A 14,145-nucleotide genomic window follows, 5' to 3' on the forward strand; every position below is an offset into this window, starting at 1 on the left:
AGTAGAGCAGTGAGATCCAGGACAATGTTGTTGTCCATGGCCGAGAAAATGCAGAATAAAACAGGCAGGGCGCTCGACCCTTGCGGGGAGCGCCCTGCCAAACCCGGACGACCGCAGGCGGCAGAAATCTGCTCGGCAAGGACCATCGAAACGGGTAGTGGGGCGTTATTTGGTGTGCGCGTGTTCTTTTTCAAGCTCTTCCGTCCGTTCGAGTTCAAAGAAGTAGATTTAGTCTTCGCCTTTGATCGTCATCGCTCCCATGATCTTTCTTTCATCGACGCGGCGGAATAGTCGACAATCGGCTGCTCGTCATAGACCATCGCCGCACTCTCGGCGCTGGCAAACCGCATGATCCTCAGGCAAGCCACCGGACCACTCGCCTGAAAACCGCGGCGCAGATAGGAGAACAGGATCCGCGCCGCTCCCGTGCTCCCGAGCTTGTGGAAACGAAGTGCGAGGCGAACCGGTATCCGTGCTGGATCGATGGCAATCAGGCGCCGCTCTCGCGTCCAAAACAGTAGTGCGTCTGCACGCATGTCCGCCGCTCTTTCGCCAGCCGTCTGGATCTCGCGTCGCGTCGCGCAGGTCGCAACTCCTCCAGCGTCGGCATCCACCAGCCCCGATCGAGCTCACTCTTGTTGGGTGGTGTTCGTGCAGGCCATGTCGTGACCAGTTCTTCAAGTGTGCCTGCGCGCCACGACGCCCAGACATATTCTACGCTTTCAGTTGCGGGAAAGTAGAACGCGCTGACCGTGGGCCGGTCCGCTAACTCGCCGTCAGTGCCGATGAAACAGACGACTCCGACATGCGTCCCGATTGCGCGCGCGAAAGGCGGGCCATCATGTGCGGGAACAGGGTATCGCTTCCGCCGACGCTCCCGTGTCCTCGCCTTGGACAAGCCCTCTTCTTCCGTTCCCTTGATGGCCTCCCGCCGCGCGCGCCTCGCTTCGGGCTCACTGCGCTCGGAAGCCGCTTCGATCGCCGGCCAACGACTGCGGAGGTCCTCGAACGACCGGTAAGGAACAGTCCATAAGCGGCGATCAACGTCCCAGCGTGCATAAGGGATCTCCCGGATCTCCTTGATGACACTTCGTGAATAGGGCGTCCGGATCTGGAACGTCGCCGTCGCGGCTTCGAGATATCGGCTTTCGATTGGACCGAATGCAAACGCGTCCCTGCCCTTTTCGTCAGCAAATGCATCTGCCTCAGCCTCCACTTCGGCGAACCATCGGCTGATACGCCTTTCCGCAGTACGACCGGGCACGAACCAGGCGTTCAGGCTGTCGCTCCACCGCGCACGAGGAAACGCTTCTCGAAAGCGCTCCACCGTTATCCGGTCGTGCGGCAGATCAGTCGTTGCACCGAGACGCCAAGGTCGGGTGGCCGTGGTTTTTGCTTCTTTGTCCATGTGCCGTGGCCTTAAGACACAACTGGCAACTCATGCTGGCCGTTTTGCTTTTCCGAGACGCTTGATTGCCTCTTCAAGCGGTCGCTCACCATCACAATAGTCCTGCCAGGCTGAGCTTTTTCGCAAGCAGCACAGGCACCGTTCGAACAGTGAACCGCGCCGGGTCGAGATCGGACTTATGCTTGTGCCCAGGTCAGCGGCATAGAGATGGTACCGCCTGGTCGCGCCCGCGGCGACGGAGGCGCGCCACGGCCGTCGCCATGCGATTGTTTCGTAGATAGTCAAGAAAGAAATTTTGCCAATCCGAAGGCTTTTGGTCATCTTGATAAGATGGAGGTCGGGGGGTATCGCGCGCCATCAGCTAGCAGACATCATGCGCAAATCCTTTCGCTTCCGCCAAGGGCCGCGCGCGCCATCAGTAGTAGGGCGAGACACACGCTTGTCGTGGGCCATAATAGGGCTGGAACGTGTTGTCATAACTCCTGTAGGATCGATAACGCGCATAACACCAGCGCGTATGCGCATTGCCACCGTAATACGCTCTGCGATAATATCGAGGCGCATAATAAGACGGGCCGTAGTAACCCGGGTCGTAGTAATCAGGTGCATAATAGTTCGGCTGCGCTAGCAATCCGCCGATTATTGCGCCTGCCGCGAGACCGCCGAGCGCCCAGCCCCACCCGCCGTCGCCATGATGGTGATAGTATCCGCCGTGGTAGTAACCGCCGTGGCCGCCATGATAGTCCACCGGCTGCGCCTGCGGGGAATCGATCTTCGGGGCGACGATGGTGGGGAATGCCATTGCCGGCGCGACGCTCGTCAACGCCGTCGCAAGCGACACGGCAACGAATGCTAGCCTTTTCATCGGCTTCCCTTCCGTCAACTTTGCAGTCCACCATTATACCGCGGAAAGGACGATGTCGCACTTGATTTCCAGTGGGCGGTGAACGGTCCAGAAGGGCTGCCTTTTACCTCACTGCGACTATGATCGCTAAATGCCCGCATGGCCAGAGCCCTGTAATCCAAAGCGGCCCGCGATCGCGAGAGAAGCGCAGGCGTTGCCTAAAAAGAGCTAAGCTTCTCCCCCTCTGGCATGGGAGATTTCGTCCTGTACAGGATGCTGGGTGCCCAGTTGCGCCCTGTTTGAGCCGCACCTCTCAAAGATACCACGTCGTGACCGTCATCAGGTCAGCTACGTCTTCACCCTCCCGCCGGGGCAACCCATAGCAACAAACCCATCGATCTGCAGAATGCCGGCATCGGCATCGACGATGATATATCCTTGTCACCATACAGTAGGCGGGCCAATGACTGAGGATCCGTCACCGCAGTTCAATATTGACAGCCTTCGGACCTTTTCCTCTTTTATCCGGCTCCGTGTCGAATGAGATTTTCTGCCCCTCGCGGATGGTCTGGATCCCAGACGCCTGAAGAGCCGAGATGTGCAGGAACACATCGTTGCCGCCCCCCTCGGGACTGATAAAACCGAACCCCTTGTCTTCGTTGAAGAATTTCACCGTGCCCGTTGCCATTATGACCTCCCGACCAAGAATATGATCAACATGGAGCCGACGCGCAGCCTACGCAAGCGGAAATATGGGCCTCAGCCGCTGGTCCAGGCTGCTCTCTGCCAGGATATTTCGCCCGACCACTGACTGCCGAAGGCACCTCGACGCTTCATTGTTGTCGACCGATCGGAAGAGGTTTACGTTTGCGACGATATCGGGACGTGACTTACTGTGTTTTGCGTTGTGGACCAGGCGCGGTCTCTCGGCAATCCCGCGCATCGTTGGCCCACGACGCACCTTCAGATTGACCGGCGTCTCGTTTCCAGTTGGGAGGCAACTCATGGGTCAGATGATGAAGGCCGCTGTCGTTCGACAGTTCCGCACACCCCTGGTGATCGAAGATGTGCCGGTGCCATCTCCGCATCCGGGGCAGATACTCGTCAAATACGAAGCGACTGGCGTGTGCCATACCGACCTCCATGCAGCCAATGGGGATTGGCCAGTGAAGCCGAGCCCCCCATTCATACCGGGGCACGAGGGCGTTGGCTATGTTGCGGCAATCGGCGCCGGTGTCACGAGAGTGAAGGAGGGCGACCGTGTTGGCGTGCCCTGGCTTCACAGCGCGTGCGGCTACTGCCCGCAGTGCCGAACCGGTTGGGAAACACTCTGCGCCTCGCAGTCGAACACCGGATACTCCGTTAATGGCACCTTCGCCGAATATGGGCTCGCTGATCCTGAGTTCGTCGGCGCACTGCCTGACCATTTGGAGTTCGGCCCCGCTGCCCCGGTTCTCTGCGCAGGCGTCACTGTCTACAAGGGATTGAAAGAGACAGAGGTGCGCCCAGGCGAATGGGTTGCCATTTCGGGCGTTGGAGGCTTGGGTCATATGGCCGTCCAGTATGCCAAGGCGATGGGCATGCATGTCGTCGCCGCCGACATCTTCGAAGAGAAACTGGCTTTGGCAAAACAGCTCGGGGCGGACGTCACGATCAACTGCAAGGCTGGCGACGCCGTCGAGCAGGTTCGGAAGGCGACCGATGGCGGTGTACATGGGGCTCTCGTTACGGCGGTCTCCCCCGCCGCCATGGAGCAGGCCTTTGGCTTCCTGCGATCGCGTGGGACGATGGCACTCGTCGGCCTGCCGCCGGGGATGATATCGCTGCCGGTGTTCGAAACAGTCCTGAAACGCATAACAGTTCGGGGATCGATCGTCGGTACGCGCCAGGATCTGGAGGAATCGCTACAATTCGCGGCCGAAGGAAAAGTCACACCTCATTTCTCCTGGGAGGGTCTCGAGAGCATCAATGACATTTTCCACCGTATGGAAGCGGGAAAGATCGACGGTCGCATCGTCATGAGATTGTAACGCTTGTACCAGCCAACCGGCGGTTCCGATTTTGGACAACAGGGTTCGCAAGGCGGCATTGCGATCGGTAATCTTGCGGGCGGATCCGTCAGTTGAGAAATGACCTTAGTTAGCTCAGAACCGTGCCGCTGCGGAAGGTTTTCGCTCCGACAGCCGGTTCGAAGCATAGCAGAGCCAATGACCTTTGACCCACGGAAGGGTATCGCCATGAACAAGGGCTTGTTGTCTGATGCGCGTGACGGACTATCCAGAAGAGATCTTCTGCTGGTGGCGGGAACCGCCGCCGCGACGATCGCCAGTTACAGCAATGGCGCCAAGTCCGCGTCCCAGCCGGATGCATTCTCCATCAAGGACGTGAAACAAGGCGAGGATATTTTTACCTACATCTCAAGAATGAAGGGCGGCTTTGAACCGACCTTATACCAGCAGGTTATCGGTGCTGCCAATGAGTTCAAGGAAGGAGATCAAGCAATCGGCGTTGGCGCCGACAACGATGCGACGCGACGAAATGCACGCATTCTGTTGGCGAATACCAAGCTCGCAGACCTCTACGCGAGGCCATTATTTCAGGATGATCTGCAACAACTCATCTGGCAGACCACCGACCCGGCCCAGTACGAAAAGGTCAAGGACTGGACCATGGGAGAATTGAGGGAATTTCTCCTCGCAAAGCCAGAGGACGAGATTAGGGGTGTCATGAATGGCCTGACCAGCGACACCATCGGCTGCGTGCCGAAATTGATGAGCAATGAAGAGCTCGTCTCCGTCAGCCGAAAGATCTTTAACGCAATGCCTGGCACCAAGCTTGGCGCGAAGGGATACATGGGCGCACGCATCCAGCCCAATTCGCCGACGGACCATCCCGACGACATAATCTGGCAGGTCTTCGACGCATTTTCGTATGCCACGGGCGACATCGTCATCGGCACCAATCCTGTTGACAGTACGGTCAACAGCGTCGCCACTGTCGAACGTGCGCTCAAGGACGTTGTCGAAACCTTCAAGCTGCAGGATGTGATCCCGTGGTGCGTCCTCTCGCACATCGATGTCCAGGCCGAGGTAGGCGACAGCTTCCCCAAAACCGTCTCGACGATGTTCCAGAGCCTTGCTGGAACTGATGATTGTAACAAGATCTTCGACATCACGATTGACAAAATCCTGAAGTATGCGCGGGCGAAGAAGGGGCAGCGATATGGCCTCTACTTTGAAACCGGACAGGGCTCGGAATTCACCAATGGGGCGGCGAACGGCGTCGACATGATGGTTCTCGAGTCACGAAAATACGGTTTCAGCAGGGCTGTAGGATTGGAGCTTGCCAAGGTGCAGCCCGAGGGCGCCTGGCTTCACGTCAATGATGTCGCCGGCTTTATCGGGCCGGAGGTTTTCAAGAGCCGCGACCAACTCGTGCGATGCTGTCTCGAAGACTTGGTCATGGGCAAGCTCCATGGCCTTACCATCGGTCTGGACATTTGTACGACATTGCACATGACAGTGAGCCTTGATGACCTGGATTGGTGCCAGGATCAGATCATGCCGGCCAATCCCGCTTATCTGATAGCGCTGCCAACGAAGAACGACCCGATGTTGAGTTACCTCACCACATCGTTTCAGGATCACGTGCGCTTGCGCGAAAAGTTCGGCTTTAGGGTCAACGATGCGATTTGGGACTTCTACAAGCGGCTCGGCGTGGTGGGCAAGGACAACCGCTACACGGCGAATTATGGAAATCCCCTTTGGGTGTACTTCCAATATCGCCTGGCCAAGGGCGACAAAAGATCGCGTGAGCAGGTCTATGCGGAAGGCCGGCAGAAGATGCGGGAGATTGAGAAGCGAGGGGTCGACATTGCCACAGCGCATGGAAGGAACAGATGGGATCTCAATCAGACGCTTTCGACCAAGGTCAAAGGCTTGTACGAGGATGCGAAGCAGTCCCTCTGGACCGAATTCACGCCCGAGTTTATCGCCGGCATTCCCGATGCCGTCTCAGTGCACACACAGTCCAGGGATCGCAATGACTACATAGCCCATCCCATGAGCGGCGAGATGTTGAACGCGGAAGGAATGCGGGACGTCGAAAGACTGAGAGATGCCTGGGGAGAGGATGTCCCTCAAGGTCAGATCGTCATTTCCGACGGACTGAACGCAAAGGCAATCATGGATGATGGACATCTTGCACCCTATCTCGAGGAGATGCGCCGGCTGCTGGCCACAGCTGGCGTCACAATGAGCAACAAGAACATTGTTGTTACCAGCGGAAGGGTGAGAGCCGGATACAGGATCGGCGAGGTACTGTTCGCAAGGGCAAATCCCAACAGCTTCCGGGGCATTCTTCACATCATCGGCGAACGACCAGGGACGATGCACCACGCCTATTCGGTCTACATTACTGTCGCCAAGGGCAAGCGATGGTCCGAAAAGGATATCGATCACGACATCACCAAGCTTGTCAGCAATGTCGCGGACACGGCCCTGCCGCCCAACGAAGCCGCAAGAGAAACACTGACCATCATCAGGGAAATCGTCGGACGGAATGTAAACAGCAGTCGTCGCTACGGGGAATAGAAAGGCGGTGTGCGGGTTTGCTCCTCTCCCCGATATCAGGACCGCAGGTCCAGACCCGATCAATCGATCCTCCGGCCCACGCGCACCAGGTGTTCGTCCGGATCGGACACTGCGAATTCGAACATGCCCCATGGCTGCTTGACTGGTGGATAAAGAAGCCTGCCTTTTAGCCGGGCCGCCAGTTCTTCGACATTGTCAGTGTAGAACTAGATGCCGAACGGGCTCTTGCCGGGAACGAGCCAGTTCTCGGCCGCTTTCGTCAGGTGGATTTCAGCGCCTCCGTCGTCCGTCAATATCACGTAATCGCCGTAGTCCTCAGAATCCGGATCGCGACGGCAGCCCAGCAGGCCGTAAAAGTCTTCGCTCGCAGCGAGATTATTGCAAGGTATAACGGCGACGACCCTTCGCTTCTCGGACATAGGTAGGCTCCAGCTTGTTGTGACCGATATCCGAATAGCACCTGAGGCCCTTTCGGGAAAAGATCGAAGCCAGCCCCAATGGGCGGCAATGGACATAGACGCGCCGACGCCATTTTATGGATCGCTTCACCAATTTCCGTGAACCAAGCCAGACCGTGCGCTGACGAAGGACGGTCACAAGACACCAGCCCACGCCGCGCCTTAGACCACCGGTAGCGCCGCCAATCCGCCGCCTCTCTGGCACGCAGAGTTTAACCAGACTTTACTTCACCAGGTTGCGCGCAATCCGAACAAGCGCACCGTCACTGGCATCCGACGTCTCTGTTTGATTTCCAGCCTCAAGCCAGCAGACGTTCATAACTGCCAGAATATCCTCATTCGATTGATTCAACCGCCCCTCGGGCAAGCTCATCCGAGTATGCTTTGGCATTTTCTTCGGCAAGCGCCAGTTTTTCCGCCGCCCACATGCCAACCAGCTTGTTGCGCCTCACCATTCTCATCACATCTATCCGAAGGCTAGCCATCGAAAACCCTCCGTTGCGTGTCTGCCTGCATCATCTCCTTGTCTGCGATCCCCGACAAATACGATGAATGGAACTGGCTCTTGAATAGTACGCTGCGTGCTCGACGAACTTTATCTGCACGCAGCGCCAGCTGAAGGCTGGAATGGCGTGGCATTTTCTTGATTTCAGTCGGAACAAAAGGGGCAGTGTTGCTTGTTTGATGGATTGAAATGGCGGCTTCTTTCATTATTCGCCATTTCTTTAATGTCCAAACGCTCTCCTCGCCCCGCTTGCGCTCAGGCGGGGCCTTTTTGCCTCACCAACCTGATCCGATGCCCGAGGTTTTGATTACACTCGCGATCACCATCGTCGCGTATCGTTATGCCGATGGCCCGAAGCCACAACTGCCGCTCCTCGGGCCAGCGGTGCGGATGGCTATCTAAACCTGATCCATCAGCGTTTCTGCCTGAAGGGGAGTGCGTAATCCGCACACTGTGAACCCGTGGCAGCCTAACGCAAGCAATTGTCTTCTGGCAGCAAGATTTCGACCGGTCGAAAACGGTACTGGTTTTGCGCAGAGACGAAGTAGTTGAGTGTCAATGCACGGCAATGCGATCGGAGGGCTGGGATCTGGTTGCATTGTCGGTCGTACTGCGGCCCGGATGGGTCCTTTTGTTCAATCAAACGGCACCTTGCAAAAGCAAGCGCCCTCCCGTCCAGAATGGCTGACGGTCGAAGAATGCGGCCAAGCTGCTGCGCACCCCGAGGAGACCGGGCAGTCTCGCCATCGCGCCCGCCCGCGCAAACGCCTCTGGAGGGGGAACTGATGTCAGCGAGAACGCTGCGGGAAGAATTCGAGCACCTGTCGCGCTTCGTGTGGGTGTCATGGAACAACAGCGGTCGCGAGCAGGCTCTGCTCGTGGCCCGCAGCTTCGCCGCCGACTTCCCCTCGGTCGGCACGGCCGAAGACTTCATGCGCCGCGCCGAAGCAATGCGACAGGAGTCCGGCAACTGACCCAAAGCTCGACGCATCCGTCCTCCACGCTGTCCGCCATCTGCCCGAAAGCAACGGATTAGCTGGGCTGCATTGCGCAAGCAGATCAGATGGCGAGGTAGGCGTCATGCGACGAACGGCACGTTACAAGGGCCGACTGGCATGTCGCGCGTCTGTCACCGGCACAAATGAGCTGGCAGGAAGAAAGGTGCGGTCCGAGTTCGCGTATAAAAAGAAAAGCATCATGCTGTCGCTTCGACTGTCGGGATTTGGACAGGAGCGCGCCGAAATTCGAGCGGGCTCTTGCCTGTCCAACGGCGGCAAGCGTGACTGAAGGAGCTCGGATGGTGAAACCCCAACAACCAGGCAATCTGGGACGCCTGAAGATCTTCTTCGAGGTAACGCATCGCAAGATCACGGCGCATTTGATCCAGGACCTCACTAAAGTTTAGGCCCTCGGCCGCCAATTTTCGAGCAAATGTCCTCTCGCTCAAACCAAGTCGTTTTGCAACAGTTCTTGTGGTCGCCTCGGCATGCGGCAACAGAGGCGCAATATTGTTTTCCACGATCGTTCGGAACCGGCTGGTATTGGCCATGCGGGTTGCCATCGCCTCGTCGCACATCTTCAGTATCAGTTCGTTGAGAAATGGGTCGTCTCCAACGACCGGGAGCTCCAGCGTTCCGGCGTTGAAAATAATTTCATCCGTTTCTGCTCCGAATTCGACCTCACATCCAAATACTCGCCGGATATAGGTCAGGTCGCCAGTTCTATGATGGACAAATCTCACCTTGTGCGGCGAAAGATCCCGTCCGACGAGTTTGCGGCAGAGGCGCAACAGGGCAAATAACAGCAACTCCATGTTGTGCTGGTCGCGATGCCTCTGTACCCCCGTGTAGGAGACTTCGACAGAGCATGCGGGCTTCTCCTTAAGCCGCACGACGAGTGCCTCGTTTCCAAGGCGGACATATCTTCCAAGGCGCGTGAAAGCGTCACTCAGATCGTGTGACGAGGCCATCACGTAGTAAAGCATCCCCATTTCACGCAAGTCGCATTCCTTGGCCAAGGCAAGCCCCATCCAAGCATCCTTCGAAACATGAGCGACCAACTGCAGGAACTGCATTTGCGCGGCGACATGAATTCGCCGGCGCTCTGCGATCGCTGCGCTTGAAAGGCCGGACCGCGACAGCAAAGGCGCAACCTCGATTCCAGCACGTTCCAGATGCCGAACTGCCAGGCGCGTGGCCAAGCCCCATGAAGTTGGTCCATTGATCAGGTTTGGAATGTCAGGTTCGCGTTGCCCGGCCATGAGCGGTGTCCCCCCGAAGCTGCAATACTGCCATTGTTTGTTCTGGTTCGCAAACTGCAACCGGGGGCATTTCCTTCTCGCACCTGAGAAATGTGGCTGCTGCCGCAAAAAAATGTCACCTCATCACAAGCCGAGCGCTTCTAAGCGCAATATACCCGCCAACAACGGGTAAATGTCGATCGCACGATTGAAACGCTGCCTCAAAGTCGAGGGGGGTACCGGTTTCGTGCGCTTCTCGTGGGTTGGATTGATAGATGCATCTAGCAGTCCATCAGTTTTCCCGGCGGACCAGGTGGGGGGTATGGTCACCGTCGGGATGTCGCCGCCGCTCGTGTCGTTCATCGCAGCGTCCACGGTGAGGCGTTCTGGGAGGAACGCACAGACCGAGTGGCGGCGGCTCCGCCGCAGCCCAGTAATTGACCGCCAAGCGCTGACCGCATCCACTTTCGTCCGCATACAAACGGCAAAGTTCGTTTACGCGACCGCTTGCGCCCCTGTAATTTCAACGAACGACCTGCACATGAAAGCTGCTACTTCCGAAGCCAGGAAGGCAACCGGCGCCGCGACCTCATCAGGCCTGCCGATGCGGCCGAAGGGAACGAGCCTATGAGATCCGCCATGGTGCGTCGAGAGCGCTTCACGCCCGCTTCCAGCATTGGCGTATGGATCTCGCCAGGGCATTCCGCATGCACATGATGCTGTTATCCGCCAAGCAATGCCCGACTTGAAAGCAAAGAGAAGCAACGCATCCCACGTGTCAGAACCGATGCTCCTTTCCGTTGACGGGGGACGCGCGGTTCGCCTAGGGTTTCGAGTCCCATCGATCTCAAAAGTCTTGAGTAATCTGGGCAGCGCCGTGGATATAATATCTCGGCCTTCCAAATCTGATTGGAGCACCCGTTGCATTATTAGGGACCCTGAAGGACATAAGATCGAACTACTTGAGGCGTAGAGTTCGAGTAACGTTCGCTCGCGCAATGAACGCCTGCGGGAATTCCAAGAGTTCGGCTGGATTTTCGCTATGTTTCACATGCGCGAGCGATATCTCGTTCATTCGCTAGTGGCGGCCAACGCGGCTAGGCACCGTGCCGGTAAAGTCCGGGCGCCATCCCGAGACGCCGAAATCTAAGCTTTCGGCCTCGACTTCAGAAGAAAGCGCGCAGCATCCTCTTTGCTGAAGTCCTCACGAATGAAGATCGACTGGGACAAGAGGGATCTCGCGGCCCTTGACCTATCATGGTTGTGCGCAGATACGGCGGAAAGCCGTTCCCGCCATAGGAGCCGTCGAGGCACCTGGCCTGCCGAGGTTTTTTCAGCCTCAACAAGACAAACGATCATTTTTGTGAACGCTTGAAACCATCTGTCAGAACGTGTTTGAATTCAAAGGTGCAGCCCGGTTGGCTAATTTGTACATTTGCGGTTATAGAGCCCCCAGTTTGTGAAGACCAACATCTGAGAGCATAGCATGACAAGCCAACATGCGGGCCGCGCAGGCGCTACATACGCCGCGCCGGACGGCAAGCCCGGAAGCGATCCGGTCCCCGTGGCACATTCGGTACCGATGGTAACCTTCCAGGGCGCCGGGAAGCGTTACGGGCCCGCGGGCGAAGGTGGTTTCACCGCCGTCGAAAGTGTCGATCTGACAGTTGAACGCGGTGCCATCACCGGCATAATCGGTCGCTCTGGCGCCGGCAAATCGACGCTCATCCGCATGGTCAACGGGCTCGAGAGCGTGACATCGGGCAAGGTATTCGTCGATGGTGTCGACGTCGGAGAGCTTGGTGAGGACGGTCTACGTGGCCTGCGCCGCCAGATCGGCATGATTTTCCAGCATTTCAATCTACTGTCGTCGCGCACCGCCTTCGACAATGTGGCGCTGCCGCTGGAAATTGCGGGCGTCGACAAGAAGGCGATCCGTGCCAAGGTCGGGCCGCTGCTCGACCTCGTCGGCCTCGGCGACAAGGCCGGCAGCTATCCTTCCGAACTCTCGGGTGGCCAGAAGCAGCGCGTCGGCATTGCCCGCGCGCTGGCAACGGACCCCAAGCTGCTGCTCTCCGATGAGGCGACCTCGGCGCTCGACCCGGAGACAACGCAGTCGATCCTCGAGCTCTTGAAGCGGATCAATGCCGATCTCGGTCTCACCGTTCTCCTGATTACCCACGAGATGGAGGTGGTGAAAACCATCGCAAGCCATGTGGCTGTCATCGATGCCGGCCGCATCGTCGAATCCGGCCGTACCTTCGACGTCTATACCAACCCGCAGCACGAGACGACGCGCACGCTGCTCGCCTCGGCCCTGAAACTGCCCAACTGGCTGCGCTCCGCCGTCAGGCCGCAGCCATCAGCCGGCGACCGTGTGCTCGTCCGGCTGGTGTTCTTCGGCGACACGGCCTTTCAACCTCTGACCGGCCGGCTTGTCGCCGAGCTCGGCTCCGACGTCAATATTCTCGCTGGCGCGATCGAGGAGATATCGGGCGAGCCCTTTGGTTCACTAGTCGTTTCCTATTCGGCGGAGCCGGATGTCATCGCGCGGGCTAACCGCTTCTATGCCGAAACGGGCCTTACCACGGAGGTGCTCGGCTATGTCGCCTGATATGATTTTCGGCCTCCTCTCCAAGGCGCTGATGCAGACCCTGCAAATGGTCCTCGTTGCCGGCATCGTCGGCTCGATCATCGGCCTGCCGATCGGTGTCTTTCTCGCCACATCAGGCAAGGGTGAGCTATTTCCCGCACCGAAAACCAATCGCGTGCTTGGCCTCGTCGTCAACGCCGCTCGTTCGACGCCGTTCATCATCCTGGTCGTTGCCATCGTACCGCTGACGCGCCTTTTGACGGGTACCTCTATCGGCACTTGGGCAGCGATCGTGCCGCTGACCATCGCCACCATTCCGTTCTTCGCGCGCCTCGTTGAATCTGCCATCCGCGAGGTCGACAAGGGCCTGATTGAGGCCGCCCGCGCCATGGGAGCGACGCCATCCCAGATCGTCTACAAAGTGCTGCTTCCAGAGGCGCGACCCAGCATCCTGATGGCGCTGACGATGACCATCGTCAGTCTGATCGGCTACTCGGCTATGGTCGGGGCCGTCGGCGGCGGGGGCCTGGGCGACCTCGGCATCCGCTTTGGCTACCAGCGTTTCAACCCTGAGATGATGGTACTCGTCGTCGCGGTGCTGATCGTGCTCGTGCAGGTCGTGCAAAGCGCCGGCGACGGGCTCGCCCGCCGCTTCGACAAGCGTAACCGGAAGAACTGATCTTTAATTCGCATATCCAATAAACATACCAAGGAGACTTCCGTGAAAAAGTTCATCATCGCCGCCGCGATTGCGGCCTTTGCAGCCGGCTCGGCCTTCGCCGAGGATATCAAGGTCGGCGTCACGCCAGGCGAGCACGCCCAGATCATGGAAAAGGTCGCCGAAGTCGCCAAGACCAAGGGTCTGAATATCGAGATCGTCGAGTTCTCTGACTATGTCGTGCCGAACCAGGCGCTGGCCGACGGCGACATCCAGGCCAACTCGTTCCAGCACCAGCCCTATCTCGACAACCAGATTGCCGACCGTAAGTTCGATCTCGTCAGCATCGGCACGACCATCACCACACCGATGGGCGTCTACTCCAAGAAGGTGAAGAGCCTCGACGAACTGAAGGAAGGCGCTACCGTTGCCATCCCGAACGACCCGACCAACGGCGGTCGCGCGCTCCTGGTTCTGGCTAGCAAGGGCCTGATCAAGTTCAAGGAAAACCCGGGCATCAAGGTGACGGTTGCCGATATCGTCGACAACCCGAAGAACATCGAGTTCGCCGAAATCGATGCCGCCCAGCTGCCGCGTTCGCTTGAAGACGTCGATGCCGCCGTCATCAATACCAACTACGCTATGGAAGCCGGTCTGCATCCGAAGACCGACGCCATCGCCATCGAAGGCGAAAAGTCTCCCTATGCCAACGTCATCGTCGTTCGCGCCGCCGACAAGGACGCGCCCTGGGCCAAGACGCTGGTCGAGTCCTACCATGATGAAAGCATCCGCAAATTCATCAACGAGCAGTTCAAGGGCGCCCTGATCCCGTCCTGGTAAGATCCTGC

13 protein-coding genes and 3 pseudogenes are annotated in these 14,145 nt (G+C 58.1%); 6 read left to right on the plus strand and 10 right to left on the minus strand.

Annotated elements, in window-relative coordinates; all coding sequences use genetic code 11:
* Positions 1–228: 228 nt before the first annotated feature.
* From RHIBUN_RS36325 to RHIBUN_RS0108305, 5 genes and pseudogenes are all read right to left on the minus strand, one after another.
* Positions 229–554, minus strand: a pseudogene (locus RHIBUN_RS36325) (DUF4334 domain-containing protein); the annotation flags it as partial.
* The gene (locus RHIBUN_RS0108295) at positions 491–1,408 is read right to left on the minus strand and encodes a hypothetical protein (protein WP_025659209.1); all 918 of its coding nucleotides are present in this window, start codon (positions 1,406–1,408) and stop codon (positions 491–493) included. The gene RHIBUN_RS0108295 and the pseudogene RHIBUN_RS36325, both read right to left, overlap by 64 nt.
* A gap of 30 nt (positions 1,409–1,438) precedes the next feature.
* Positions 1,439–1,820 (minus strand): annotated as a pseudogene (locus RHIBUN_RS35205) (ATP-dependent DNA ligase); the annotation flags it as partial.
* A gap of 3 nt (positions 1,821–1,823) precedes the next feature.
* Positions 1,824–2,273: a BA14K family protein gene (locus RHIBUN_RS0108300; protein ID WP_025659210.1), complete on the minus strand. Its 450-nt coding sequence runs from the start codon at positions 2,271–2,273 to the stop codon at positions 1,824–1,826.
* 457 nt (positions 2,274–2,730) lie between these two features.
* A complete protein-coding gene (locus RHIBUN_RS0108305) occupies positions 2,731–2,940 on the minus strand; it encodes a cold-shock protein (protein WP_025659211.1) in 210 nt (69 codons plus the stop codon).
* A gap of 316 nt (positions 2,941–3,256) precedes the next feature.
* On the opposite strand from RHIBUN_RS0108305, the gene adhP reads away from it, so the two are divergent.
* Positions 3,257–4,282, plus strand: a complete 1,026-nt coding sequence (gene adhP, locus RHIBUN_RS0108310) for an alcohol dehydrogenase AdhP (protein ID WP_025659212.1) — start codon at positions 3,257–3,259, stop codon at positions 4,280–4,282.
* Positions 4,283–4,489: 207 nt separating this feature from the next.
* Positions 4,490–6,844 carry an ethanolamine ammonia-lyase gene (locus tag RHIBUN_RS0108315; protein WP_025659213.1) on the plus strand — a complete coding sequence of 785 codons (2,355 nt, stop codon included), beginning with the start codon at positions 4,490–4,492 and terminating at the stop codon, positions 6,842–6,844.
* Positions 6,845–7,050: 206 nt separating this feature from the next.
* Here RHIBUN_RS0108315 and RHIBUN_RS37225 read toward each other — a convergent pair whose 3' ends face one another.
* The 3 genes from RHIBUN_RS37225 to RHIBUN_RS0108330 all read right to left on the minus strand — a co-directional run bounded on the left by RHIBUN_RS37225 (position 7,051) and on the right by RHIBUN_RS0108330 (position 8,013).
* Positions 7,051–7,263 (minus strand): VOC family protein, encoded by a 213-nt coding sequence (locus RHIBUN_RS37225; protein WP_051420043.1) that lies wholly within the window; start codon positions 7,261–7,263, stop codon positions 7,051–7,053.
* A gap of 374 nt (positions 7,264–7,637) precedes the next feature.
* Positions 7,638–7,787, minus strand: coding sequence for an ATPase inhibitor subunit zeta (locus tag RHIBUN_RS38005; protein ID WP_348625972.1), 150 nt, complete (start codon positions 7,785–7,787; stop codon positions 7,638–7,640).
* The gene (locus RHIBUN_RS0108330; RefSeq protein WP_025659214.1) at positions 7,780–8,013 is read right to left on the minus strand and encodes a hypothetical protein; all 234 of its coding nucleotides are present in this window, start codon (positions 8,011–8,013) and stop codon (positions 7,780–7,782) included. The genes RHIBUN_RS38005 and RHIBUN_RS0108330 overlap by 8 nt, the downstream gene beginning before the upstream one ends.
* Before the next feature lie 579 nt (positions 8,014–8,592).
* Between RHIBUN_RS0108330 and RHIBUN_RS0108340 the strand changes: the two genes are divergently transcribed.
* Positions 8,593–8,781: a hypothetical protein gene (locus tag RHIBUN_RS0108340; RefSeq protein ID WP_025659216.1), complete on the plus strand. Its 189-nt coding sequence runs from the start codon at positions 8,593–8,595 to the stop codon at positions 8,779–8,781.
* Between the two features lie 221 nt (positions 8,782–9,002).
* Here RHIBUN_RS0108340 and RHIBUN_RS0108345 read toward each other — a convergent pair whose 3' ends face one another.
* Together RHIBUN_RS0108345 and RHIBUN_RS38010 are read right to left on the minus strand one after the other, a co-directional pair.
* Positions 9,003–10,067, minus strand: a complete 1,065-nt coding sequence (locus tag RHIBUN_RS0108345; RefSeq protein ID WP_025659217.1) for an AraC family transcriptional regulator — start codon at positions 10,065–10,067, stop codon at positions 9,003–9,005.
* A 474-nt stretch (positions 10,068–10,541) separates the two neighbouring features.
* Positions 10,542–10,759, minus strand: a pseudogene (locus RHIBUN_RS38010) (SDR family oxidoreductase); the annotation flags it as partial.
* Positions 10,760–11,628: 869 nt separating this feature from the next.
* On the opposite strand from RHIBUN_RS38010, the gene RHIBUN_RS0108355 reads away from it, so the two are divergent.
* From RHIBUN_RS0108355 to RHIBUN_RS0108365, 3 genes are read left to right on the plus strand one after another with little or no spacing between them, the layout of a single operon-like run.
* On the plus strand, positions 11,629–12,660 hold the full coding sequence (locus RHIBUN_RS0108355) for a methionine ABC transporter ATP-binding protein (protein WP_025659219.1): 1,032 nt from the start codon (positions 11,629–11,631) through the stop codon (positions 12,658–12,660).
* Complete coding sequence (locus tag RHIBUN_RS0108360; RefSeq protein WP_025659220.1) at positions 12,650–13,318, plus strand: methionine ABC transporter permease; 669 nt, start codon at positions 12,650–12,652, stop codon at positions 13,316–13,318. Before RHIBUN_RS0108355 ends, RHIBUN_RS0108360 begins: the two co-directional genes overlap by 11 nt.
* A gap of 42 nt (positions 13,319–13,360) precedes the next feature.
* Positions 13,361–14,137 carry a MetQ/NlpA family ABC transporter substrate-binding protein gene (locus RHIBUN_RS0108365; protein WP_025659221.1) on the plus strand — a complete coding sequence of 259 codons (777 nt, stop codon included), beginning with the start codon at positions 13,361–13,363 and terminating at the stop codon, positions 14,135–14,137.
* Positions 14,138–14,145 lie beyond the last annotated feature (8 nt).

Origin of the sequence: Rhizobium sp. IBUN (assembly GCF_000510625.1) — a bacterium.
GTDB classification, from domain to species: Bacteria; Pseudomonadota; Alphaproteobacteria; order Rhizobiales; family Rhizobiaceae; genus Rhizobium; species Rhizobium altiplani.

What these genes read in the sequence shown, in the direction of transcription:
- RHIBUN_RS0108295 (WP_025659209.1), bottom strand. Translation starts at nt 1,408, where the DNA reads ATGGACAAAGAAGCAAAAACCACGGCCACCCGACCTTGGCGTCTCGGT.
- RHIBUN_RS0108300 (WP_025659210.1), bottom strand. Translation starts at nt 2,273, where the DNA reads ATGAAAAGGCTAGCATTCGTTGCCGTGTCGCTTGCGACGGCGTTGACG.
- RHIBUN_RS0108305 (WP_025659211.1), bottom strand. Translation starts at nt 2,940, where the DNA reads ATGGCAACGGGCACGGTGAAATTCTTCAACGAAGACAAGGGGTTCGGT.
- adhP (WP_025659212.1), top strand. Translation starts at nt 3,257, where the DNA reads ATGGGTCAGATGATGAAGGCCGCTGTCGTTCGACAGTTCCGCACACCC.
- RHIBUN_RS0108315 (WP_025659213.1), top strand. Translation starts at nt 4,490, where the DNA reads ATGAACAAGGGCTTGTTGTCTGATGCGCGTGACGGACTATCCAGAAGA.
- RHIBUN_RS37225 (WP_051420043.1), bottom strand. Translation starts at nt 7,263, where the DNA reads ATGTCCGAGAAGCGAAGGGTCGTCGCCGTTATACCTTGCAATAATCTC.
- RHIBUN_RS38005 (WP_348625972.1), bottom strand. Translation starts at nt 7,787, where the DNA reads ATGGCTAGCCTTCGGATAGATGTGATGAGAATGGTGAGGCGCAACAAG.
- RHIBUN_RS0108330 (WP_025659214.1), bottom strand. Translation starts at nt 8,013, where the DNA reads ATGAAAGAAGCCGCCATTTCAATCCATCAAACAAGCAACACTGCCCCT.
- RHIBUN_RS0108340 (WP_025659216.1), top strand. Translation starts at nt 8,593, where the DNA reads ATGTCAGCGAGAACGCTGCGGGAAGAATTCGAGCACCTGTCGCGCTTC.
- RHIBUN_RS0108345 (WP_025659217.1), bottom strand. Translation starts at nt 10,067, where the DNA reads ATGGCCGGGCAACGCGAACCTGACATTCCAAACCTGATCAATGGACCA.
- RHIBUN_RS0108355 (WP_025659219.1), top strand. Translation starts at nt 11,629, where the DNA reads ATGGTAACCTTCCAGGGCGCCGGGAAGCGTTACGGGCCCGCGGGCGAA.
- RHIBUN_RS0108360 (WP_025659220.1), top strand. Translation starts at nt 12,650, where the DNA reads ATGTCGCCTGATATGATTTTCGGCCTCCTCTCCAAGGCGCTGATGCAG.